The organism is Streptomyces sp. NPDC057271, assembly GCF_042668715.1.
Taxonomy (GTDB): Bacteria; Actinomycetota; Actinomycetes; order Streptomycetales; family Streptomycetaceae; genus Streptomyces.
Genome location: NZ_JBHUYJ010000002.1, coordinates 71917 through 97075, shown reverse-complemented (window position 1 = coordinate 97075; position 25159 = coordinate 71917). Strand labels below are relative to the sequence as shown.

Here is a 25159-nt window from a genome sequence, read left to right as displayed (position 1 = left end):
CGCCGCACCGTGTGGGCAAGATCACGCCACGGCGGGGCGTGTCCTCCCGCCGCCTCCGGAGCGGAATGACGACCGCTACGACCTCCGGAGCGGGGTGAGGGCCGCTACGACCTCCGGAGCAGGGTGACGACCGCCGCCCCGCCGAGCCCTATGTTGTGCGCGAGGCCGACGCGGGCTCCCTCGACCTGGCGCGGGCCCGCCTCGCCGCGGAGCTGCCAGACCAGTTCGGCGCTCTGGGCGAGTCCGGTGGCGCCCAGCGGATGCCCCTTCGAGATCAGTCCGCCGGACGGGTTCACGACCCATCGCCCGCCGTACGTCGTCGCGCCCGACTCGACGAGCTTCCCCGAGGCGCCCTCCTCGCACATGCCGAGAGCCTCGTAGGTGAGCAGCTCGTTGATGGAGAAGCAGTCGTGCAGCTCGACCACGTCGACGTCCTCGATGCCGAGGCCCGACGTCTCGTACACCTGCCGGGCCGCGGCGCGCGACATCGGGCGGCCGACGGCGTCGATGCACGAGCCGGAGGCGAAGGACTCCTCCGTGTCCGTGGTCATCGCCTGGGCCACGATCTCGACGGCCCTGTCGTGCAGTCCGTGCTCGACGACGAACCGCTCCGAGACGACGACCGCCGCCGCCGAGCCGTCGGAGGTGGGCGAGCACTGGAGCTTCGTGAGGGGCCGGTGGATCGTCCTGGCGGCGAGGATCTCGTCGACCGAGTACACGTCCTGGAACTGGGCGTTGGGGTTGTTCGCCGAGTGCCGGTGGTTCTTGGCTCCGACGGCCGCGAGCTGGACCTCCGTCGTCCCGTACCGCTCCATGTGCTCGCGGGCCGCATTGCCGAAGATCTGCGCGGTCGGCGGGCTCGTCTCGAAGCCGTGGCCGGCGGCCATGATCCCGTAATGCCGGGCCACCGGCGACGTCCTGCCCCCGACGTCGGCTCCGCCCCGGGCCCCGCCGCCGGAGCCTCCCCCGAGCGCCCCGCGCGCCATCTTCTCGAAGCCGAGCGCGAGGACGCAGTCGCTCACCCCTCCCACGACGAACTGCCGGGCCATCATCAGGGCCGTCGAGGCCGTCGCGCAGTTGTTGTTGACGTTGTAGACGGGTACGCCGGTCAGGCCGAGTTCGTACGCGGCGCGCTGCCCGGCGGTCGAGGCCTGGAAGCAGTAGCCGACGGGGACCTGCTCGACCTTGTCGTAGGAGACTCCGGCGTCGGCGAGCGCCGCCGTCCCCGCCTCGCGCGCCATGTCCCAGTACTGCCAGTCGCGTGTCTCGGGCTTCTCGAACCTCGTCATCCCGACGCCGACGATGTACGCCTTCCCCATCTTCCTTGCCCCTCAGTCTCTCGGCAGGCCGAGCAGGCGCTCGGCGACGACATTGAGCTGGACCTGTGTGGTGCCGCCCGCGATCGTGAGGCAGCGGGACATCAGCAGGCCGTGGACCGCCCGCTCCCCCGGCCCCTCCCGTACCGCGCCCTCGGGACCGAGGACTTCGAGCGTGAGCTCGGCGAGCTTCTGCTGATGGACGGTCTGGACGAGCTTGCGGACGCTGGCCCCGGCGCCCGGTTCCAGGCCCGAGACCTGGAGCATCGTGGTCCGCAGGCCGATGCAGGCGAGCGCGTGCGCCTCGGCCGCCAGGGCCCCGATCCGTACGCGTACGGAGCTGTCGGCGTCGGCCGCCCGCTCGATCAGCGCTTCGAGGCCGGAGTCGAACGCGACCTGGTCGGCCATGTGGACGCGTTCGTTGCCGAGCGTGTTGCGGGCGACGCGCCAGCCGTCGTTCACCTCGCCGACGACGGAGTCGGCCGGCAGGAGCACGTCGTCGAAGAACACCTCGTTGAAGAGCGAGTCGCCGGTGATCTCCTTGAGCGCGCGGATGTCGATCCCGGGCGTGTTCCTCATGTCGACGAGGAAGTACGTGAGCCCCTTGTGCTTGGGGGCGTCGGGGTCGGTACGGGCGAGCAGGATGCCGTGGTCGGCCTCTTGGGCGGCGCTCGTCCACACCTTCTGTCCGTTGATCCGCCAGCGGCCGTCCTCGGTACGTTCCGCTCTGGTGCGCAGTGACGCGAGGTCGGATCCGGCGCCGGGCTCGGAGAAGAGCTGGCACCAGAGCAGCTCCCCCCGGAGGGTGGCGGCGAGGTGGCGTTCCTGCTGCTCGGCCGTTCCGTACGCGAGGAGGGTGGGGACGACCCAGGTGGCGATCCCGAGCCCGCCGAGCGCGATGCCGGCCGCATCCAACTCGCTCTGCACTGCGAGCTGTTGAAGCGGCCCTGCACCGAGACCGTACGGCGCGGGCAGGTGCGGGGCGGCGTAGCCGGTGGCGGCGAGGGCGCGGCGGGCGGCCCCCGGGTCGAGCCCGGCGGCGGGTGCGATCGCCTTCCGCGCCGCGGCGCGGAAGGCGTCGGCCTCCGGGGGCAGTTCGAGCCTCAGCTCGCGCCGGACACCTTCCGCCGCGAGCCGCACGGCGTGCGCGCGGTGGGTGTCGCCCGCGCCGAGGAGCTGACGGGCGACGAGGGCGCGGCGCAGCGAGAGATGGGCGTCGTGCTCCCAGGTGAAGCCGATGCCGCCGAGGATCTGGATGGAGTCCTTGGCGCAGCTGTAGGCGGCGTCGAGGGCGGTGGCGGCGGCGAGCGCGGCGGTCAGGGAGCGCGCCGCGTCCTCGGTGGACCGGGCGGCGTCCCAGGTGAGCGCGCGAGCCTGTTCGACCCGTACGAGCATGTCGGCGCAGAGGTGCTTGACCCCCTGGAACCGCCCGATGGGCCGCCCGAACTGCTCGCGCGTCCTCGCGTACTCGCTCGCCGTCTCCAGCGCCCGGGCGGCGTTCCCGCAGGCGTCGGCGGCGTACAGCACGGCGGCGAGGTCCGGTACGAGGGCGGGGTCGACGTCCAGGATCCGGTGGGCGGGCACGTGCGTCCCGTCGGCGGCGACCCGGGCGGTCGGCCGGGTGGGGTCGGCGCTCTCGTGCGGGCGGACGGAGAGGGTGCCGGCGTCCACGGCGGTCCAGACGACACCGCGCGCGGTGCTCGCGGCCAGGATGAGCAGATCGGCCTGGGCGCCGCCGAGGACGGGCGGGGCCGCGCCGTCGAGCAGCAGTCCGTCCTCGGTCTCGACGGCGGTCAGCCCACCGGCGCCGAGGGCGACCGCCCCGATCCGCTCCCCTGCGGCGAGGGCGGTGGTCAGCTCCCGCTGCCCGGCACGGGCCAGGATCTCGGCCGCGAGCACGGTGGGGAGGTGCGGCCCCGGCAGCAGCGCCCGCGCAGCCTCCTCCAGCACGACGGCCAGGTCGACGAGGTCGCCGCCCCCTCCCCCGTACTCCTCGTCCAGATGGATCCCGAGGAGCCCCTGTCCGGCGAGCCCCTCCCAGTGGGCGGGACGTCCGGTGACGGTGTCGGCCGGGGCGTCCAGGAGCTTGCGCACCTCCTCGGACGGTACGGCCCGGCCGAGCCAGCCGCGCACGGACCGGGCCAACTCCCGCTGCTCTTGCGTGATTCCGATGCCCATGAGGCGCAGACTAGAACACGTTTCAATCTGACGGAAGGTCAGACGCCGATCGATACCGGCCGGGTCGGCGGGGGCGTTAGCGAAACGTAGGTGCGACGTGAGCGCCGGTCGACACCATGTGCACCGAAAGCGGCCCGGCGGTCGGTGGACCGGTCCGCGTGCGGCGAGCGCCGCCGACCGAAGGAGAGTCATGAAGAGGTTCAAGGCCGCGGTCCTCGCGGCGGCCGTGGTCGCGGGTATCGGCCTCGCCGCGACACCTGCCGAGGCGAGCACGTGCAAGCACGGCGGCATCCAGTACCGGTGCGAGTACCACCGGACCACCCAGTCCTTCGGCGACGGGACACAGCAGGTCTTCGTCATCGGCCTGGACGACGCGGTGTGGACGCGCTGGTCCTACGCGAACGGTTCGTGGAGCAGGTGGCAGTCGATGGGCGGCGTCGCCCGGAGCCAGGTCTCGATCCCCCGCAGCAGTGCGGACGGCTGGGAGTTCGAGATGGCCGTCAAGGGGACGGACGGAAAGTGGTGGGGACGCTCCCGCGACCGGGGCGGCAACTGGACCGGGTGGTACAGACTGCCGGTGTGACCGCGACTCCCCCGACACCTCTTCCACTCCATGAGGTGGGGTGGCTTCCCCGGCCGGTCTTCACGGATCCGCCCTTCTTTCCTCACGAGTGGAACGGGTGGGGCCGCGTCCGCATCTTCCAGGACGCGGGTCCGGCTCGGAGGTGGAGGTCCTGACCGCCGCCTCGGGAGGCGAGCCCGCGCATGCACGGTTTCGAGGCGTCGGGACATCGCCGCGTGTCACACCTGGGGCAGGCAGCCTGACCGGATGTCGATCATTCGCGCGACATGGGGGAACCTCGTGGAATTTCGGCTGCTCGGCGGGGTCGGGGTGGCGACCCGCACGGGGAAGCTGGCGCTCGGACCTGCCAAGAGGCGCAGCGTGCTGGCCACGCTTCTGCTGCGGTCCAATTCGGCCGTGCCGATGGCGCAGCTGATAGACGCGGTCTGGGAGGAGGCGCCCCCGGCCCACGCCCGAACCGTCGTCCAGGGACATGTCTCGCGGCTGCGCGTGCTGTTCGCCGAAGCCTGTGTGGAGGAGTACGAGGTACGGCTGGCCACGCACGGGTCGGCCTATGTGATGGAGATGCCGGACGGGCTCCTCGACGTACACCGCTTCGAGGAGCTGGTCCGACGCGGACAGCACGAGAAGGGTCCTGAGGAGACGGCGGCCCTTCTGCGGGAAGCCCTCGGGCTGTGGCGCGGGCCCGCCCTGACCGGGACCGTGCCCAGCACGTCGCTGGCCGCCGCCGCCCAGGCTCTCGAGGAGACCCGGCTGTCGACCGTCGAGCAGCTCGCGGAGGTGTACGGCGTGCTCGGCGACTTCCCGCAGGCCGTCGCGCTGCTGAAGGCGGAGGCGGCGGCCTACCCGCTGCGCGAGTCCCTGACCACGGCGTTGATGGTCATGCTGTACCGGGCGGGCCGTCAGTCCGACGCCCTCGACCGGTACCACCGCACCCGGGGCCTGCTCGCCGAGGAACTCGGCATCAGCCCTGGCCCCGCCATGTGCGCGGCGTACGAGGGGATACTCCGCGGGGATCTGCTCGGCGACCGGCCGTCGGCCGCCATGCCTCGGGGCCTCGTCGTCGAGTCCTCGCGCGGGGAGCCGCGCCGAAGCCGGCCTACGAGTGGAACGACGAGCGGGTACAGACCTCCGGGTGCGAGCCTCCCCGGCCCCACGGCCCAGGCCGCGCGGGTGACACAGACCGCGGAGGCTGTCCGGCCGGGTACGCCCGCCCGGACGGACGGCATCGGTCACACCCGCGCGGCGGTGCGGCACGACGAGCCGCCGCACCGGGCGGAGGCACCGTCCGACGGGCCCGCCGAGCGCTCCGCGCCGCCCCGTGCCCTGCGCGCGGTAGACCCCGCCGACCGCCCGGTACCGCGCCTTCTGCCCCGTGGCGCGCGGGGCTTCCACGGACGGGGTGAGGAGCTGGCGGCACTCGACCGGGCCACGGGCGAGGACGCCATCGCGCTGGTCACCGGCGCCGCCGGCGTCGGCAAGACCGCGCTCGCACTGCAGTGGGCCCATCAGCACCAGCACCGCTTCCCGGACGGAGCGCTCTTCGCTGACCTGCGCGGCTTCGGCGACGACCCCGTGCAACCGGACGAGGTGATACGGGAGTTCCTGATCGCCCTGGGCATCAAGCCCCGGGCACTGCCCGAGTCCGCCCCGGGTGCCACCGCGCTGTACCGGGAACTGACGGCGGACCGGGAGCTGCTGGTCGTCCTCGACAACGTCCGCAACGCCGATCAGGTCCGACGACTGCTGCCTTCGGGGACCCGGTCGGCCACCCTGGTGACCTCGCGGCTGCGGCTGAGCGGGCTGATCGTCGAGGAACTCGCCCGACCCGTGCCACTGGACCTCCTCGACCTGGACGACGCCGTCGCCCTGCTGGCCTCGGCGGTCGGCGAGAAACGGGTGGCGGCGGAGCCCGAGGCCGCCGCCCGGCTCGGGAGACTCTGTGACGGGTTGCCTCTCGCGCTGCGCATCACGGCCGCCCAGCTCGCCACCCGGCCGACGTGGAGGCTCGCCGATCTGGCCGCCGAACTCGCCGACGAGCAGCGCAGGCTGTCGCTCCTCTCCCTGGACGACAGCGGCGACGCGGGGGTCGCGGCAGCACTGGGGCTCACGGTGCAGGGCCTGCCGCCCGAGACGGCACGGCTCTTCGCGCTGCTCGGCACGCTGCCCGGCACCGACCTGGACCGGTACACGGCGGCGGCGCTGTCCGACTGCGACCCGGTGGCGGCGGGCGAAGCCCTCGACCGGCTGACCGGAGCACACCTCGTCACCGAGTACGTACCAGGCCGGTACTCGCTGCACGAGCTGGTCCGCCTCTACGCACGCGGCCTGTCCAACGACCGGCCCGCGCTGCTGCGGGTGCTCGACCACCACATCGCGACGGCGCTCCGGGCCACGGCCGCGTCGGTACCGGACGACCAGCCGTGCTGCACGATGCCCGAGGGGGCGTACGTACCACCGGCCGGGCGGGAGTTCGCGGATCGTCAGGAATCCCTGCGCTGGTACGCGGCCGAACGGGAGAACCTCGCCGCCGCCGTCACGGCGGCCCGAGCCGCCGGTCATGACGAGCGGGCGTGGCGCTTGGCCGTCCTGCAATGGCCATACATCACCTGGAACGTCCGCGACGGCTGGGTGCCCCTGCTCGAACAAGCCCTGGAAGCAGCCGTACTGCTGGACGACCCGGACGCCGAGACCCGCGTACGGGCGCTGCTGGGCTGGGTCCTCCTGGAAGAGGGCCGGCTGCCGGAGGCCCTCCTCCAGCTGGAGCCGGCTCCGGCGCTGGCGGCACGGACCGGAGACCCGTCGAGCGAGGCGACGGCTCTGGTCAACCTGTCGCTCGCACTGGAACGCCACGGCGATGTGCACACGTCGATCGCCCACACGAGCCGCGCCGTCGAACTGGCGCGCAGGGCGAGCGACCCCCTGACGGAACTGCTCGCACTCGAACTGAAGTCACGCCTGTACCTGGTGAACGGCGACCTGGAGGACGCGGTCCGGTGCACGGCGTACGCGCTCACGGTGCTGGCCGACCGCCCAGGGCTGCCGGCGATGCGCCACGTGATGGTTCGTCTGACCCGGGGCGAGGCGCTGCACGCCCTGGGGGAACGGGACGAGGCCGCGGCCTGCGCTCGGGTGGCGCTGGCGGACGCGGCGCGCCTGGGCTTCAAGGAGGGCGTCACGCGGGGGAAGGAGCAGCGGGCGCGCTGGGCCGGGCGCGCGATGGTGTGATCACCCTTCGGTCATGGCCCGACGAGCGTGTGTTCTGCGCGTGGGGCCATCGTGACACGCACGCCGCCTCCTACGCGGTGCAGTTGATCCTGACCGGGGCGGCCGCGACGTGCCGGTTGCCGGAGGTCGTGCCCCGGTTGTCGAGGATGACGGACAGACGTCCCTGGTCCACGCGGTAGGTACCGGCGGACACCCACTGTCCCAGGTGTGCCGTCTGGTTGATCTCGAAGGTGCCGACCTTCGTGCTCGACTGGGGTCGGAAGGAGCGGTACACGGTGTAGTGGGCAGGGTTGCCGCCGACGTAGGAGATGTCCTTGACGTTCGGGATGAAGACCTCCACCGCGCACCTCCCCTGCGTGACCTTGCCGGTGGGGAAGCGCCAGTGGGCGTAGGCGCCGCTGGGCCGGGAGGTGCTGTTGGACAGCGGGAGGCTGTAGAAGAGGCCGTTGCAGCCGTAGGCCTTCTGACTCTCCCAGCTGCCGCGCCAGCCCTTCGTACCATCCGTGTAGCGGTCCGAGGTGGCGAAGCCGGGGGTGTCGCAGCCGGGCCCGATGAAGTGCGCGTACGTGACGGGGGCGGGCTGCCGGACCGTCTGGGTCCCCTCTCCGCCTGTGCCCCCCGATGCCCCGGTCCCGCTGGACGGCCTCTGCGTGGGGGCGGTCCCGGTGCCCGTGCCCCGGGAGCCTGCGACGGTCGGCTCAGGCTGGGTGCCGGAGCCCTCGTGCGGGGCGCCGTCGCCTTCGTGCAGCCCACCGGCCGCACCGCCCTTGACCGCTCCCGGCCTCACCGCGCCGGCCTCGCGCGGCCCACCGGGAGCGGGGCTGCCGACGCGGCCGGTGTCGGGCGCGTTCTGCTGCCCGGGCACCACTCCGGGCCCGGAGCCGTCCGGTGTGATGAGGCTTCCGACCGGCCCCCGGCCGGAGGCGGAGGGTGGCGCGTCGTCCGGTCCGGAGAGGCCGGAGACGAGGAAGGGAATGCCGATGAGGAGGAGCCCGCCGACCACGGCGGCGGCCGTCATCGGCCTGGTGGGACGGCCGAGGGGGCGGGCGGCGTCGGGGCCGGACCCGGTCGTCGGGGCGATCTGGGCCGCGGTCGCCGTTTCGGTGCGTACCCCGGTTCCGGGTTGCGCCTCGGATGCGGCCGGGGATTCGGCCCTCTGCCGCGTCTCCGAGCCGGGGGCCGCGGCGGTACCCGAAGCGGAAGCCTCGCCGGTACTGGTGGCAGGGGATCCGGTGGGCACGACCGCGGGCTTCGTCCGCGCCCCTTCGGCCTTCTCCGACTCGCCCCGCTCCCCCTCTGCCGCGGCCTGCGGGAGCACTTCGGACGTGGCTGCCTCTTCGAGGCCGGCGCCGGATGAGGAGGTGGCGGATGCCGTGCCGTTCACCTTGCTGGTTGCCATGGGTGACCTTCCGAGGGTGATGAGGGGGGTGGGGGGGCGTTGCTCCAACGCCTATGCGGTCAGGTTCTTCTTCCAGTTGCTGATGGTCTTCGGCGGCACGCCCAGCCATTCAGCGAGGTCCTTGAGCGTCCAGCCCTCTGTGATCGCGCGCAGGAAGGCCGCCCTGACTTCCGGGGTCCAGAAGCCTTCTCCGGTCGTCGTGTTCGGCCCGGGAAGTCGGGGCGGCCCCTCGGGTTCCGCAGCGGGCGCTCCTGTCCTGCGCTTCTTCGGCGCAGGGTGGCTCTCAAGCCTGCTCAGGAACTCGGCCTTCGCCTCGACGAGTACGTCCTTGACGGGGCGTCCGTCAGCGGAGGGATCCGGAGCGGGAACATCCTCATCGCCGCCGACACGCTTCCTGTATTTTCCGACGGCGACCTCACTGACTCCCAGAAAACGGGCGACAGCCGCCTGGCTCGCCCGGCCCGAGTTGATGAGCCGCAAGGCGTGACCGACGGTGGCCTGACTGTAACCGGCGTTCGCCGCCGTGTTCTCGGCACGGGTCGACCTGATTCCTCTGTCCCTGTCCGACATCGCAGCAAGGAATTCGCTCTGCTGGACCGCTGTGAGGTCCCGAGGAAGGAACTCTCTTCCACCGCCCTCCTCGGGCGGCCCGTCCACACGCGTGACCTCCGGGCCCCTCGGTTCCGTGAGCGCGATCCTCGCCATGGGCGAGGTGAGTTCGTCGCCGCTGCCCGCGTCGCTGTCCGAACCGGTCTCCCAGCCGGACACGGTCCTCGGGACCACGCCCGCGTCGCTCGACGGTCCGTCGGCCGGAGTCACCGTGGAGGGAACGGTCGCGTACATACGGTCTGCGAGCTTCCTCGTGATGCTCTCAAGGAGCACCGGCGTACCGTCGTTGACGGGGTACATCTCGCTGAGGAGATGCGGAAGATGCTTCGCGATGCTTTCCGTCGGTTCCTTCCAGAACCGCCCGGGGTGATCGTTGTACGACAGCGGGACAGCGTGGAAGGTGTGGAGCGCCATCCAGCACGAGAAGCACGGGCGCTTCTTACCGCGAATGGCCACGGGGCTGTCGACGAGGTCGGAAGGCCTCAGGTTCGCCTTGTGAAGCAGCTGAAGAATCTTCTGCTCGGCATGGATGGGCCGGTCGAGCGAAGGGTTGTCGCCCTCCGTGTTCTGAAGCAGGATCACCGCGCCCCTCTCGTCGGGTGACGTGAGCAGGGCCTTGAGGTCGTCGGAGGATGCGGTCCTCAGGTCCACCTTGGTGACGGGCGTGTTCCGCTCGAGGTGTTCGGCCAGGGCAACGATGGTGCGGTTCTGCTGGTCCGGTGCGTCAAGCCTGTTCCGGGTCTTGAGTCGAGCGTTCTCGTTGCGGTACAGACGCTCTCTGTCCGATCCGAGGCCGTCGGCGAGGTTCTCGTAGGGGATCTTGTCGATGGTCCGAAGGTTCAGTACGTCATTGAGGTTCCGGCGGTTTCCTCCCTCGTCGACTTCGCCGACGAACTGCATGAGCAGGTCCACGGATCGGTTGTGGTTCGTGGCGAAGATCAGCCGGTTGTTCAACACGGCCGCCTGCACCTCTTGCTCGCGCTTCTGGGTCTTCTTCCGTGTCGAGGACTCGGCGAGTTCGTCGTCCGCCTCGTTCCCCTGCTCACTCTGCTCGATCAATTGGCCCTGCAGATGCTCGATGCAGTTCATGAGACGGATGGAGAGATGCCGGAGCGACTGCTGCGTACGCTCGTCGGCATGGGATCTGCTGAAGCTGACGTTCATCGTTTCGGTGTGGCGCCCGGACTGCCTCGACCTTCCTTGGACGGTGCCCGCTTCGATCGTCGTCGTGAGCTGGTCCGCCGGCGGACGGACGTCGCGGCCGCCGAGGAGCTGGCGCATGACGTCGTCGGCGACGGAGGTCTGTCCTGAACCCTCGCCTTCCGGGCCGACGGAGTCGCCCGGGAGTCCCGTGCCGGGCGCTCCGCTGCTCGGCCCTGCGAAAGAACCGCTGCTGGAGAGACGGCTGTCCGACGCCCCTTCAGCCGTCCCTTCCGGACCGCTGAGAAAGTGCGCAACGGGCTGGGCGTACAGATTCCGGGCACGCAGGATCTGTTCATGCGTGTAGCCCTCGTTCGAGCTGAACAGCCTCCGGAATTCCCTCAGGCCGTCGACGAGGGCCCTTGCGGGTGTCTTGTTGTCACCCAGGGTGTGCAGGTGCGGGAATGCCTTGTTGTCGAGGTCGAGCATCTTCAGCTTCAGACCCTCGGGAAGGGAGGCCCCCGGGTCACCGGTGCTCAGGAATTCCGTGATCGACGCCAGATCCTCCGACCCGAAGCCCTTGTCGCGGCGCAGGCCGTTCTTCACCTCCTTGGCTTCCCTGTGCCAGGCCGCATGCTTCTGCCCGCCCTTCCGATCGTCGGTCGGGAGGGACTTCTGGTACTGGCCCGACCGTGTGGGAGGGCGACTGGAAATGATCCGGCCATAGCCGGGAGCGGTCCAGTCGTCCGGTCGCCATTTCCTTGTGTATTCGGTGTCGTGCCAGGTCGCCATTCGGTCGGCGGCGCCGCTGTCGGGTTCCTCGAGGTATCTGACGCTGTACCCCATCAGAGCCATCGCCTCCAGGTTGCCACTGCGGAATCCGATGTGGCGGGCCGTGGACGAACGATGCAGGTACTCGAAGAGGCGGAACTGTGCAAGGCGCCCGTTGCCCCCGAGTTGCACCACCGATTCATCCCGCCAGAACTCGGTGAGATCCAGGACCCGCGCGGAGAAGCCTTCGGGCCTCTGCTCCATTCCGTATCGTGACAAGTCCCCCTCTCCCGTGTCGAAGAACGTGGCGATCTCCTCGAACTTTCGATGCGGATGCCCCTCGCCATCTTTCGAGTACCCGGAGTCGCCGACGATCACCACGGCCTTGAAGTCGCCGAGTCTCTCGATGATCTGGGATATCCCGAAGTAGCTCGTGTCGTGCTCGATGTGAACCTCGCCGTTCTTACCGCTGAAACGCGTCCACAGAACTGCGACCTTGTCGTCCTTGGTCAGGGTCAGCCCCCGCGAGGCAAGCCAGTGCTCTATCTGACGGGATCCCCACGGCCTGGTTTCCGGTACGCCGTCGCTGGTCGCCGTCTCGGCGGATGCCTCGTCCGTCCAGTTGACCCGCCAGTGGTCGCGGATCCCTTCGCGAAGCTGTTGCGTGAACTCCCGGGCCACGAAGTAGGTGGCGTCGTTCAACCCCAGGAGCTGCTTCTTGGGAATCCGCTTCTCCGCGCAGAACTCGTCGCGCCGCTGGTTGAAATGACCAGCAGGGACGACCGGCACACGATCTCCCGGTATCCCGGCATCCATGTAGAACTTCTGGATGTTCCTCGCATGCGACAGGGTCCTGCCGTCATCGTCATGGGTGATGAAGACGGTCAGGTTCGGATCGCCGATCAGGAACGCGGCGACCGAGAACATGTCACCGGAAGCGTGACTCGGGTGCTTGAGCAGTTTCGGTCCGGCCGGCGGGTACTTCGCCCACTTGGGCACGGGCTCCGCGGCGGCGCTCGTCCGGACCTGACGGTCCTGGGCGTCGCTCGACGGAAGCCCTCCGTCCGTGGAAGGGCCGCGTGAGCCGGCGAGCCCGGCGGCAGCGGCAGCGGAATCGGGAACGCGGTGCAGCGGAACGACGGCGTTCTCGCTCACCCTCTCGATGATCGCGAGGTAGTCCTTGGGAAGGTGTGCCAGGTCGTTCAACCGCGCGTCCACCATCAGGCCGCTGGAGCGGACCCCGCTCGCGTCGTCGTGCCGGCGGAAGAGGTGCCGGTCCTCCCTGTTCCTCCCCCCGTCGGAGTACTCGTCCGGCAGCCCCAGGTAATGCAGGACCTCGTGGACCAGGACGCCGTCGTCGTCCTGGACTCCCCAGTGGTCCTGGTCGGTGCCGTCGGCGGGCGCCGTACGTGTGAGCGTGACCTTCTCGCCATGGTGAGGCCGCTCCACGAACTCGACGGTCACATGCAACTGGTCTCCGGAATCCGGCAGTCGGTAGCCGACGTTGACATGGGTGTCCAAGGCCTTCTGGACCCGTACCCGAAGCTCGGCGAGGTCGGCCGACGACAGGCCGTCCATCAGCCTGAACGGCAGCGTGACGAAGAACTGGCGCACCGTCCGGCCGTCGGACAGCCGGCCCCGGCGCACGTGGTGGCGGATCTGCGTCCACGAACCGTTCAGCCGGCCCCCGGCACCCGCCATCCGCCCCCCGCGCCACTCCTGGCTCATCCTGGGATCGAAGCGTTCGGTGTTCACCTCGGCCGTGCGCGTGCCGCGGAAGACCCGCATCTCGTCGGGGCGTACGGGCCGCGGCACCCGCTCGCCCCGGGTACGTGTCGGGGCGGCCGTGCTGCCGGGGTCGGGGCCGGCGGGAGCGCGGGAGGCGAGCCAGGGGGACGGGAGGGCGGCGAGGGACTGGGTGACGGGAGCCGTCGCCCCGACGGCCACCCGGCGGTACTGCTCCTCGGCGTCACGGCGCTGCGCCTGTGCACGGACGTGCGCGTGGAGCAACTCGGCTCCTTCGAGCCGCCTTTGGGCCAGGTCCAGCTCCCCGGCACGCACCTCCCGGGTCTCCTCCAGACGCGCGTGCCGCTCTGCCTCTTCGCCGAACACACGCCGTCTCTCCGTCAGGCGCTCGTCCGCGGAGTGAAGCGTGGCTTCTGCCTTCTTCACGGCGCTCTGACGGCGTTCGTGCTCCAGCGTCTTCTCCTGCTGCACGCCCGCGAGTTGGTCCTGACGATCGAAGAGCGACAGCTCTTCGTTGTACCTCGCGATGTCCCGGGCCGCGCTTGTTCGCTCCTCCTGGGAGGAGGCGTTCTCATGTCGGGACTCCGCCAGAGCCTTCTGCTCCGCGATCTGCTCCCTCGTCCGCTCCAGTGCCGTCACACGTTCGTTGTGAAGGGCGAGAGCATCCTCCGCCGCCTTGCGCTCCTTCTCGGATTCGAGGGCGCGTCGCTGTCTCACCACCAGGTCCTGGGCGGCATCGCTGTGCCCCTTCTCGGCCTCTTCGAGCCGTCGGCCGGCCTTTTCGACACGGAGGCGGGACTGTTCGAGCGCCTCCTCCGCGCCGGCGAGACGCTTCCGTGCGTCCTCGGAGTCGTTCTGCGCCTTCTCGACCCTGGTCTCCGTCTCGGTGACGCCGAGGTCCGCCCCGGCGCCGGCTCCGTCGTTCAGGCCGGGGTTGTCCGCCTCGAACCTCGCCAGTTCGTCCTGAGCCCGAGCCGCCGCCTCTCCGGCCTCGTCGCGTACCACTTCACGCCGTGAAGGCGGCGTGTCGTTCGGGGCCAGCACGATCAGGCGCACGCCGTCGTCGTCCTTCAGCGCGAGTTCGACCGGGGCGCCCAGACGGTCGGCCACCCCGGCGGTCCAGTCCATGACGTCGCGGTCCGTGACCCCGGCACCGGCGGTGGCCATCCGGGTGTTCACCGTGTTCAGGTCCAACCAGAGCCTCGGTACGGCGTCCGCGGCACCCGCGCGGATCGTGTCGGCGACGGCCTGCCTGTCGCGCTCGTACAGGCCGCCCGCGGAGAGGTCCCACACCCCGCCGCCCCGGTCCGGCTCCGTGAAGACACCCAGCCCGATCAGGTCACGTTCCGACACCCGCATCAGGGCGGTGCCGCCCGGCACGGACACCGGGGCGGCGCCCTCGCGGCTCACCGTGACGACGGTGTCGACCTCGACCTCGTACGTCCGCAGGCCCTCCGTCGCGGTCGGCACACCGGGCCTTCCGTCCTTGCCCCAGAGCCTGCCCACCTCGGAGATCCCGCCGCCCTGTCCGCCGGGGGTCGCCTGGTTGGCGAACACGGTCGGGGTCAGACCGGCGGTGTACCGGCCGTCCTTGCCGTAGGAGCGGGACACGCCGACGGTGGCGGCCGAACTGCGGGACGCCGAGGAGTTGGAGGACGTGCTGGATCCCGTGATCCGCAGACGGTCGACGGTCACGCCCCTGGTGCCGCTGATCAACCGTGGGTTGAAGACCTCGGTGGAGACCCGCACCGGAGTCCCGGACGAGGGCGACGTCACCGTGCCGCCCATTCCGGCGCCCATCCGGGCGGAGTCCAGGACCATCGACCCGCCGAGGAGCTGCTCCATGAAGCGGACGGAGGTCGCGTCCGTGGAGCTTGCGGTGGCCGGGCCCTCGCCCTTCAGTTCCGGGGCGAGTCGGTGAACGGCCTCCAGGACCTCCCGGTGATTGGAGATCCGGTAGACGACCTCCTGCCCGGTCATGCGGAGAGCACGCGGCCCGGCCGGCGCCGGCGCGCCCTGCTCCTCGCGGGGCAGGGGCGTGTCCCGCAGGTCACCGTCGCCGGCGAACCGGAGGGTCACCCGTCCGGGCACCGGGTGTTCCAGCCGGTGCGTGCCCTTGCCCTCGACCTCGATCTCGGCGTGGAACTCGTAGGCGAGCGTGAACTCGTTCCCGCCCTCCGTGCGCTGCCAGGTCCTGTCCTCGGCCGTACGCGTCGTGCTGACCGTCTCGGTACGGGTGGTGGCGCCCGTGGCGGTCGGACTGACCGTCCACTTCCCCGACGTCCCGTCGGCCGCGGGGGCGGTCAGGTTGCCCGGCACCGAGACGGCCGAGCGTGTCGTGCGACTCCTGGACTCGGAGAGGTTGGCGGGAGCGTGTGCGGAGTAGTTCTCCACCCCGCCCCCGGGCGCGGCGGGGCGGCCCTCCACCCGTCGCATCTGCTCGTCGGTCCAGGGGAACCTTCCGTACAGGCGCACGGTGGTCTCCCTCGTCCGCAAGCCCTCCATGGACGCGAAGGAGAAGGCCAGGGAGTTGCCGCGCGCCCCGTCGTCAGCCTCCGTGCTCCCGCCGCGCGCCGGGAGCGTGGCGAGCGCGGTGGGGGAGGTGAGGTCGGCGAGGCGCTGGCGCAGCCCGGGCACGTAGGACGCGTGGCCCGGGGTGAGGCTTCCGGGCAGGTGCCGCGTCACCAGCTCGACCAGCCTGTCGTGCAGGACACGGGAGCCCTGGGCATCCGGGACCGCATGGTGCTCGACCCCGTCTTCCGCCTGCGGGCTCCCGGGGGCCGCTTCCGGCGGGGTGAGGGCCTCGGCAAGCGGGGTCGCCTCCAGCACCGCTGCCAGACCCAGGGCACGGTACTGCAGGAACCGGTAGGGCAGGGCAGGTGGCGGAGTCGAGGACGCCGGAGCGGGGGCCGGGGCGAAGCCCTGCGCGTCGGCCAGCGCGGTGAGCGTCTCGCCTCCCCGTCGCAACTGGTCCTGCGTGGCGAGGAAGACCATGCCGTCCGGGACGGTGAAGGCGGCCGTCCGGGACCCGCCGGGGCGGTTCAGCGGGGTGACACTGCGCAGGCCGTGATGGACCGTCACGTGGTACGTCACGTCGGCCCGGACCCGGAGCTGCTCGCCGCTCTCCGTCGCCACGCGGGTCAGGTTGGTCGTCGCGGACGTCGTCGTCGTACGAACCTCGCCCCGGCCCCACGACCCCTTCACCCCGGCACCACCGGTGACGGGTCCGGGCGCCTTCTGCGAGGGGGGTTCCTGCTGCTGCGCCTGGGCCGCCTCGGCCTCGGGGCGGCTCTGTCCGTACTTCGCCGCCGGCCCGCCCCCGCCCTCGTACGCGCTGGAGGCGGTCACCTGGAACGAGGCGCTGTCGGTCGAGGCGATGTCCGTCTCGCTGTACTGCGTCGTCGGCGTACCGAGTGCGCGCGGGTTGCCGAGTTCGACCCGTACCTCCACCACGAGGTCCGTACCGCCGAACGCGCCCGGGACGAACAGGCCGTCGATGACGTACGTGCCCTTGGACATCTGGTGCGCCCGCGACAGCAGGGCGGCCGGCGAGAGCTGGGCGTGGGCCACCTCGTGCAGCAGCGTGCCCTGGTCGGCGTACTGCTCGAAGCGGGTGGCCTGCTCCACCTTCGACCAGGCCCCCAGAAGCGACGACGACCAGGCCCCCAGGACCGACGTCGACGACAACCAGGCCCCGCGAACGGACGACGTGAGCGCGCTCAGGCCCGAGCCGCGGGGCGGCGCCGCGGGCCCGGCCGTGGCGGGACGGGGGAGATCTCCCACGCCGTCACCTGCGAAGTCTTCGTCGTCGTCCGGAAGACGCCGGTCCCGCGCACCGGGTTCCGTGCCGTTCTCCCTCAGGTCCTGGGAGATCTCCGAGAGGAGGCGGTCGAGCGTGTCGCGCAGCTGACCACCGCCCTGCAGGACGTCGACCAGCGTGCTGTCCGGCAGGAGGAACGTGCTGGGGGCGCCCCCGTCCCCTGTGGCCTGCGGGACGGCTGACACGTCCGTACGGCTCTGGGGCACGGCGAGTTCCACGTGCACGACCGCGGAGTTCTCAGGATCCGGCGGGCCGACGGCGTCGGGGCCGGTGGAGTCCGGAACCGTATCCGTGGACAACTGTGCGCGCAGCCGGACGGGGATCCGGTAGACCTCGGTGGGCTGACGGCCGGCCACGAGCAGCTGACTGTAGGACTGCCCAGCGCCCACCGTCCTGGTCTCGGTCGTCTGCCACGTGCCCTTGGCCTCGGCTCCCAGGCTCATGTGCGCGTGTCCGGCGACGAGTCCGCCCAGCTCGGCGCCCACCGTGCCGCTGCGGGTGTTCCCGGACGCCTGCTGCGTGGTGCCGGGGACGTTGAACCCACTGAGGTTGGGCATGTGGAGGTTGGCCAGCGTCTCCACGTGCTCGACCGGCTCGTCGGTGCCGTCCTCCCGGTCCAGGGTGAGCCGGAGTTGGACGCGGTCCACTCCCCCGCCCGCGCTCGGTTTGGCGAAGAAGAGCCTCAGTCCGCCGTCCGCCAGCTCGTCCATGGTGGTGAGAAGGCCACTGCGTGACCGGTACGTCTCGAACTTGCGCAGGTTCTCGAGCTGCATCCGGACCGTGCGCGTGTCCTTGGGCGTCACGGCGTCGGGCCCGGTGCGCGGCAGGTACCCCTCGGTCACCAGCTGTTCGCGGGCCCGGGCGAAGACCGTGTCCACGCCCGCACCCTGGATGCTCAGGGGCGTGGTGGACAGGCCGATGCTCGTGAAGCGCGCGAGTTCCACCGGGGCGGTTCGGTGGATCGCGGTCGGCGCCGTGGACGCGTTCCGCGCCGGAGGTTCCAGCGCCCGGATCCGGATACGGGAGGGCGTCGTGGACACCGGGGCGGTCTTCCGGGCGGTACTGTCCGCCCCGATGAACTCCACGTGGTACGTGACCTCGGCGGGGACGAGGATGTGCGACCCGGCGCGCAGGTTGTGCATGACGTTGTGTGTCGACCCCGCGCCGAGCGTGCGGTCGGACTGCTTGCCGAAGGCTCCCTTGGGGGTCAGCGAGCCGTTGAGGTGGAAGGCACGGAAGGCCTTGTCGACGACCGCCGGCATCCGGTTGAACACCACTGCGCCGGACGCGTCGGCGCCGGACGCCTGTGAGACCTTCGACGTCGCGTCGACCTTCAGGACCCGGTCCTGGTAACGCTCCAGCAGGAAGTTCGTGTTGATCCTGGTCTCTTCTCCGGACGCGTCGTCCGGCCGCGGGTTCACCTCCGCCGTGACCCGGAACATGCCGACGGGGTTTCCGTCGTCGTCGAGGAGCACGGGCGACCAGGTGCCCGCATCGGTGGTCCGGAGGCGGGCGTCGAGCTCGGCGCCCGGGCCCTGGAGGTGACCGGCCGTGTGGTCGCCCTGATCCGCCGAAGGCCCTGGAATCCGCTGGAGTGGCAGGGCACCGAGCAGGTACTCACCACTGAGGAACCTTCTCAGTGACTCCCTGGACCGCGCCGAGAGCGTGGCGAGCGGGCCGGAGAAGTGAGGCAGCGCCTCCCGGAGCAGCACGCCCGGATCCGTCATCGAATCCATGCCCCAGACGCGGGAGCGGTTCAGATTGTCATGGAAGCCCGAGGAGAACGTCGCGGTGTTCGGGGTGGCGCCCGGAGTCGTGGCGGGCGGTCGGCGGAGGTGCTCGGGGAACCACGCGGTGACGGTACCCAGGGGGTCCGTCGGCCGGGCCCACGCCGTCCCCTCCGTCCCGGCGTCCGGTGTGGTGCGGACGTCACCGTGGGCGACGTACTCGTACGGCGTCGCGGGTTCCGAACTGCGCAGCAGGGTCGTGGAGTTCCCCCCGCTCGTCACCGTCGTCGCCAGTGTGCGCTGCTGATGCGCGCCGGTCACGTTGAGCTGGAAGGACACATGGGTCAGGTGGCCCCGGACGAGGTCGAGGACACCGGAGAAGGGCTTGACGGAGACGGTGCGCACCGTCGACGTGGAGGCCTGGGAGGTGTTGTCGAACGCGGCGGTCTGGCGCTGCTCGTTGTTGTGCGGCGCGGCGTGACCGCCGGTCTCGAACATGGTGGACCGCGTGGGGCGCTCCAGCCGGAGCCTGACGTCGAGGGAGTGCGTACTCCGCCCGTCCCTCACCGTGAGGGTGTGGCCGTCGGGGCCGAACAGCATCAGGCGGTTGTCGAACAGGACCTGAGGATCGAGCAGAGCGGCGAGTTGCCTCTCCACCTCGGGCTTGTGGAATGCCGCGGGCAACTGGTCGTAGGCATGCTTCTGGAGTCGGGTGGCGACGTCGGGCGCGATGGGCGTCAGGTGAATGCCTCCGAAGCCCTCGTGGGCGTCGGTCCCGAAGTTCTCCACATACGGGGAGAGCGGCTGTGTGGAGTCGGTTCCGGAGGACGCACCGGTCGTCGGGGATGTGGCGTGGGGCGCCTTGCTCGACGGGCCGGTGACGGGGCCGTCGTCGCGGGGCAGCCGTGTTTCGGCTCCGCCTTCGCCGTGCGTCCTCGCGTCCGTCGTGGGCCCGGCATCGCCCGGGGAGAGCCCGACGGCGGTGCCGGCGGGGGTCTGCCGACCGGGCTGCAGACGGGTGAACTCGCCGATGGCCGTCTCCAGCTTCCGCACCAGCGCGGGAGCCTCGTTCGGCCAGAAGTCCGGTGCGCGGACGTCCTCGCCCCACAGCGCGGGCGGACGGCCCTGATCCACCAGGAGGCGCTGGGCCACGACCCCGAGGGCGCTGGAGACGTCGGTGTCCGACGGTAGAAGGTTCTCGGCCTTCCTGAGCTTCAGGAGGAGCTCGGCGAGGGCCGTCAGGCGGGTTCCGTCGTCCGGGCCCCCGGTCTGGGCGGCGTAGTACGCGTCGAAGGCGGCGTCGAGGGTCCGCCGCAGGGGGTCGGGCGCGGGGACGCCCGGGGCCTGGCCGTACCAGCGCTCCATGATGGATTCGAGTTCGTCCCACACGCCCGTCTGCGGGTCCTGAACGTCGTGGTCCGGTCGAGTGACGCGCTCGCACAGGTCCAGGTAGGAGTCGGCGTTCAGCCTGCGCCAGTCGCGGCTGGTGTTCCCGCCGTCGCCGAGCGCCTCCCGCAGCAGCATGGCCGCGTGGTCGGTCAGACCGGGCGTCCTGTCCAGGAGCGCCTTCAGCTCGCTTTCGGGGAGCGCGCGGAGAGTGCGCCGTACCGGGGGCGGTGAGGGAAGCACGTCCGGCGTCCGCTCGTGGGCTTCGAGCCCGAGGGCGACCTCGTCCGGGAACCTCCCGCCGGGCATGGCCTCCCGCAGCGTGTTCTCCGTCAGCGGCGCGAGCGAGCGGAACCTTCCCCAGTCGTCGGTGTACGACAGGACGTCGGCGTACGGCGGGGCGCCGGCGGGCCGCGGCTGCCGGGCCAGCACGTCCCGCTCGAACGCCTCGGAGGCCGTCATCACCTCGTGGAAGGTGTGGTGGCCGATCGGGAGCATGTCCGCCATCAGGGCGAGCCGCACCAGCTGGAAGTCGACGGGGACATTCCACTTCTCGGCCATGGCATGGACGACCGTCAGCGTGAAGTACGTCGTGTTGGACGTGCCCGCGCTCATCAGACCACCGGTCGCCTCGGCCGTCACCTGGCTCGTGGTCCGCAGGGCGATCTGGCGGTGCCGCTCGCCCGGTTCCCAGGTCAGCCGGTCTTCCTCCAGCGCGTGGCGGCGCTCCCGCTCGCTGAGGGGCGGAACGGCCTCCTCAGGCCGCAACTCGGTGCGCCTGCGGTGCTCCTGGGCACGCAGCAGCGTCGCCAGGTCGGGGTTGTCCGCCTCCTCCGTCCGCAACCTCTCCTGTTCCCGCCTGATGTTCTGGACGGTGTCGGCGTCCTGCTGGATCCTCTGGGCCTCCGGTGTGCCGTTCCCGCTCCGCTCACGCGTGAGGATCTCCGGTTCGGGCTTCTTCAGCTTCAGCCGCTCCCTGACGGGGCCGTGGACGCCGGTGACGAGCAGGTGCATCTGCTCGCGGATGTTCCCGTGCTCGACGACCTCCTCCAGCGTCCTCAGGTCGTTGCCGACGGACCCGCTGCCGGTGTTCTGCGCGGTGCCGAGCCTGCGGCGCTCGTCGGTCGACAGGTTGTCCCAGGCCGCCTTCACCAGCGCCCGCACCTGTCGTCGGACGTCCTCCCGCCGGGTGAGGTACTCGCCGAGGGCGCGCTCGGCGTCGCGCGATGCCTCCGCGTACGCCAGACGGACCGCCGTCCGGACGACGGTGTGGTGCTCGTCGTGGCCCGGGTTGGCGTACAGCGCCTGCCCGACGCGGCTCAGCACGGCGAGCGGGAGGGGCTGTTCCGGGCTGTGCGGGGGTCGCAGACGCCGTTCGAGATCCTGGAGGGAGCCGATCGCGTCGGCCGGGCCGGTGAGCGTCACCGCCCCCAGCCGGTCCTTGCCGACCAGCAGCCGTCCGTCCCCCGTGTCGACGGCGTGCCCGGCGGGGACCCGTACCGCCAGCCAGTGCTCCGTACCGGGCGGGAGGTCCATGGTGAGGGTGGTGTACGGCCGGTCGTCGGTGCGCAGCAGCCGGTCGGCCCGGCCCACCAGTCCGAGCGGGGACTCCGGGAGCACCAGATAGGCGGTGGTCTCCTCGCCCGTGCGTGTGCCGAGGGCGTCCAGTTCCTTCCGCCAGTCCCTCGGCTCGGGCGTCTCGTCCCCGTACCCGTCGGGAGCGGGGCCGTCCTGCGGCGCGGGGGTCTGCGTGGCGACGGGCGTGCCGGGGGGCGCCTGGGCGGCGGTGACGGTCGCCCTGTCTCCCGACGTCGTGTCGCCGTCCGCGGGGGCGGAGGTGAGCGGGCGGGACCATGAGGGACGGGCGTCCATGACGGCATGGGCGACGGAGGTCGCGAAGGCCAGGACGCGCGTGCTCCTCATTCTGGCCATCCTGGGCGGCTGCCAGGCAGGCTCGGCGTGGAGCCTGGCCGGAAGGGGTACCGGAGTGATGCCGAGGTCCAGGAGCATGCGCGGGACCAGGAACCGGGAGTGGGCGGTCAGCGCCTTCTCCGGCGAGCCGGTGAGGCCGCCGGTCGCGTGCAGCTTCAGGACCGTGTCGGCGACGGCCTTCAGCTGGTCCACCCGGGTGGTGGCCCCCTTCAGGGCCTCCCCGTACTCCCTGAAGATGTGGTCGAGGGTCTCCCGTACCTGTGTGTCGGGATCGCCGAGCGAATCGCCCTCGACCCGGGCGCGCAGAGTGAGGTACGCCTCGCTGCCCAGGGTGTGCCAGGGACTCTCCGGGCGGTGCGCGCCTTCCAGCAGCTCGCGGAGCAGGGCCTTCTGGTTCTCGTCCGCGTCCTGGAACAGCTCCGACAGAGCCTCGTCGGACGGCGTCGCCGCCGGTGCGAGCGCGAGATCGCCGGTGAGGGGAGCGGTCCCCGCGTCCGTGACGTCGGCCATGCCGAGGGTCAGCTCGGCCGCCAGGAAGCCCGTCGTGTTCTCCTTCCAGAACGTCGTGGTGCGGGCCTCGGCGGGGAGCCGGGCCGGCGGGAAGCCCTGGTCCAGGAGCAGGCGCTGCAGCAGGATCTGGACGTCCGGCGTCAGCGGCCCCTCCTGCGCGTCGGTGTGCAGCTCCCGGATCAGGGTCACGACGGCTTCCAGGCGGCCGATGCCGGAGGGGACTTCGGGCGGGTAGACCGAGAAGGCGTCCTCGACGGTCTCGGTCGGCAGGTCGTTCCCCTCCTTCCCGAGCGACCGGTTCCGCAGCTCCAGGTACGTCCTCGCGTCCATCGTGTGCCAGGCGTCGCCCGGGGAACGCCGGGTCTCCGTCACTTCGGCGAGCAGGTCCGCCGTGCTGGGGTCGGACAGCAGGGCCGTCCACCGCTCCCGTGGCAGGTGCCGGGACAGCAGGCCGTCACGGGCGGACGCACCGGTCGTCCCGGACGGGACGACCGGCGCCTTGCTCGACGGGCCGACGAGGGGGGTGTCGGGGGCCAGCCGCGATTCGGCCCCCGGTTCGTGGTCCGGGTCCGTGTCCGTGTCCGTGTCCGTGTCCGTGTGGGCAGGATGCTCCGGAGCCGTGCGCGGGGGCTCGGCACCGTCGTCCAGGTCACGGGGCTCGGTCTCCGTGACCTGCTCCTGAGGCGTTGCCGTCGGCTCGTCTCCGGTCCACGGCTCGAGGTACTGAAGATCGTCGTCGTCGACGACGACATCGCCTTCGCCGACCGTGGCGATTGCCGCCTGGTCCGGTGTCGCGGGGGTGAGGGCTTCGTCCCCGGGCCCCGTCGAGGCCTCCGACTCGGTGCTCCCGGGCGTCTGGACGGAGGTGGACGAGTCGGAGGAAGGGGAGGACGCGCCGTCCGCGCTGCTGGCCGTGGCGACGCTCTGGGAGGGTTGGCCGGCCGGGGCCGAGGCGGCCGTGTCCTTGCGGGCGTTGGACGGCTGGCCGGCGTTCGACTGGTTCGCGTTCGGCTGGTTCGCGTTCGCCGGGTTCGCGTTCGCCGGGTTCGCGTTCGCCGGGTTCGGTTGCGGCGAACTTGCCGACGCGGAGGCCGAGGCCGAGGGACCCGACGTGCCGGCGGGCGCTCCGCCGGGCTGGGGAGAGGGCGCCGACTGCGGGGCGCTGATCGTGACCGGTGTCTCCGCGCCGCTGCCGGAGGAGTGGTCCTCCGACTCGGTCCGCAGGTTCAGTGGGGTCGGTGACTCGTTGGTGCCACCGGAATCCGGTTCGGTGTGCGTGTCGGCGTCTCCGTCGTCCGTGCCGTCCGTGCCGTCCGTGCCGTCCTGGGAGACGGTCCCCGGGCCCGGCGTGTCACTGGACTCGCCGGACGGCGTCGCCCCGCCGGAACTGCCGGGTGCGGTGGACCCGGAGGAGTCGTCGGCGCCGCCGGACACCAGGCCACCGGACGTGTCCATGCCGCCGTTGAGGAGCTGGTGGCGCATGTTGTTGCCCAAGCGCTCGCCGGCCAGCTCCATGCCGTTGCTGACGCGGCCTTCGACCATGCCGGAGGCGAAGGTGAGGCCGGAGGTCTTGAAGGTGTGCTCGTCGGAGAAGATCAGGTTGTACATGCCCTCGGACACGGCGGCGTGCGCGCCCTCGAACAGGCCCTTGCCCAGGTGGTGGGCGCCGAACTGCGACATGTGGCGCAGGATGCTCTGGCCCATGGCATCGGCGGTGCCACGGGTGAGCACCTTGGTGACGTCCGGGCTCAGTTCCTTGCCGAGCGGCTTGAGGCTGTTCTCCAGGTTGAGCGGCAGGTCCTTCTTGCCCGTGTCCCTGAGCAGGGTCCGCGCCCAGTTCTCTCCCGCCTCGCGCGCGCCGTCCCGTTTGAGGTGCTTGTCGAACGTGTCGCCGACGGACCTGACGAAGTCCTTGGCCGCCTTGTCCGAGACCGCCTTCGGTCCCGCGGTCTTCGGGATGTGGTCGCCGAAGTTCTTGGCGAGGTCGCCGCCGAAGGACCGGGGTGCCTCCGGACCGGGCACGTCGGGCTTCTTCGGACCGGGCAGATCCGGCTTCTTGGGTACGAACACCTCGTCGAGCCGGTTGCCGATGTCCTTGCCGCTGTTCTTGCCGAACAGGTTGGCGAGCCCCTTGCCGAACCTGTCGCCGAGGAACTGGAACGGGCCTGCGAGCAGGCCCTGGATCATGCCGGACAGCGCCGCCTGCTTGGTGAGCTCCGTGTCCCACTGGTCACGGGTGCCCTGGTTGAGCTGGGCCCACTGGACGAGGGCGTCCATCGCGACGCCCATCCCCACGTTGATGATCTGATGGGAGATCAGCATCAGCACGAGCCGGCCGAGCCGGAACCTGATGAGCCACCGCACGAACGCCACCTTGGCGAAGTACGCCTGGAGCGAGACCCCGAAGAAGAAGGAGGTGGCAGCCGCGACGATCGCCTCGACCAGCAGTTCCACCAGCTGGGCGATGATCATGTACTTGGTGTACTGGAGCTGCGTCCCACCCTTGCGGCTGAACTCGGCAAGGAGCTTGGCCTGGTTGGCCACCTCGTCGAAGTAGTTGAGCCCCTCTTCGCCGATGAAGCTCTTCATCGCCGCTTGGTACATCTCGGCGGCGTTGCCCTTGAAGGCGTCATGGGTGAAGCCCAGCGCCTCCGAGATCTGCTGCTTCAGGTCGTTCGTCAGCTTGCCGTGGAGGTCCTTGTGCAACTCGGCCAGCGCGAACAGCTTGTCCTCGTCGCCGTTCGGGGGTACCTCCCCCGTGAGGGCCGCGAACAGCCAGGCGCACTCGGGCGGGAACTCCAGGGACACCGTGCG

Annotated in this window: 6 protein-coding genes; 2 read left to right on the top strand and 4 right to left on the bottom strand. The window is 71.1% G+C overall.

Translation table 11 applies throughout. The features are described 5' to 3' along the window. Positions 1 to 104: 104 nt before the first annotated feature. Together ACFUJR_RS01325 and ACFUJR_RS01320 are read right to left on the bottom strand one after the other, a co-directional pair. Positions 105 to 1319 (bottom strand): lipid-transfer protein, encoded by a 1215-nt coding sequence (locus ACFUJR_RS01325; RefSeq protein ID WP_383168821.1) that lies wholly within the window; start codon positions 1317 to 1319, stop codon positions 105 to 107. Between the two features lie 12 nt (positions 1320 to 1331). Next, complete coding sequence (locus ACFUJR_RS01320; RefSeq protein WP_383168823.1) at positions 1332 to 3494, bottom strand: acyl-CoA dehydrogenase; 2163 nt, start codon at positions 3492 to 3494, stop codon at positions 1332 to 1334. A 190-nt stretch (positions 3495 to 3684) separates the two neighbouring features. Between ACFUJR_RS01320 and ACFUJR_RS01315 the strand changes: the two genes are divergently transcribed. Next, positions 3685 to 4077: a hypothetical protein gene (locus ACFUJR_RS01315; protein ID WP_383168826.1), complete on the top strand. Its 393-nt coding sequence runs from the start codon at positions 3685 to 3687 to the stop codon at positions 4075 to 4077. A 246-nt stretch (positions 4078 to 4323) separates the two neighbouring features. Further along, positions 4324 to 7305, top strand: a complete 2982-nt coding sequence (locus tag ACFUJR_RS01310) for a BTAD domain-containing putative transcriptional regulator (protein ID WP_383168829.1) — start codon at positions 4324 to 4326, stop codon at positions 7303 to 7305. A gap of 70 nt (positions 7306 to 7375) precedes the next feature. Here the strand turns inward: ACFUJR_RS01310 and ACFUJR_RS01305 are convergent, their stop codons facing one another. Both ACFUJR_RS01305 and ACFUJR_RS01300 read right to left on the bottom strand, forming a co-directional pair. After that, positions 7376 to 8704, bottom strand: coding sequence for a hypothetical protein (locus tag ACFUJR_RS01305; RefSeq protein ID WP_383168832.1), 1329 nt, complete (start codon positions 8702 to 8704; stop codon positions 7376 to 7378). Between the two features lie 51 nt (positions 8705 to 8755). Further along, positions 8756 to 25153, bottom strand: a complete 16398-nt coding sequence (locus ACFUJR_RS01300) for a hypothetical protein (protein WP_383450176.1) — start codon at positions 25151 to 25153, stop codon at positions 8756 to 8758. Positions 25154 to 25159: the final 6 nt, after the last annotated feature.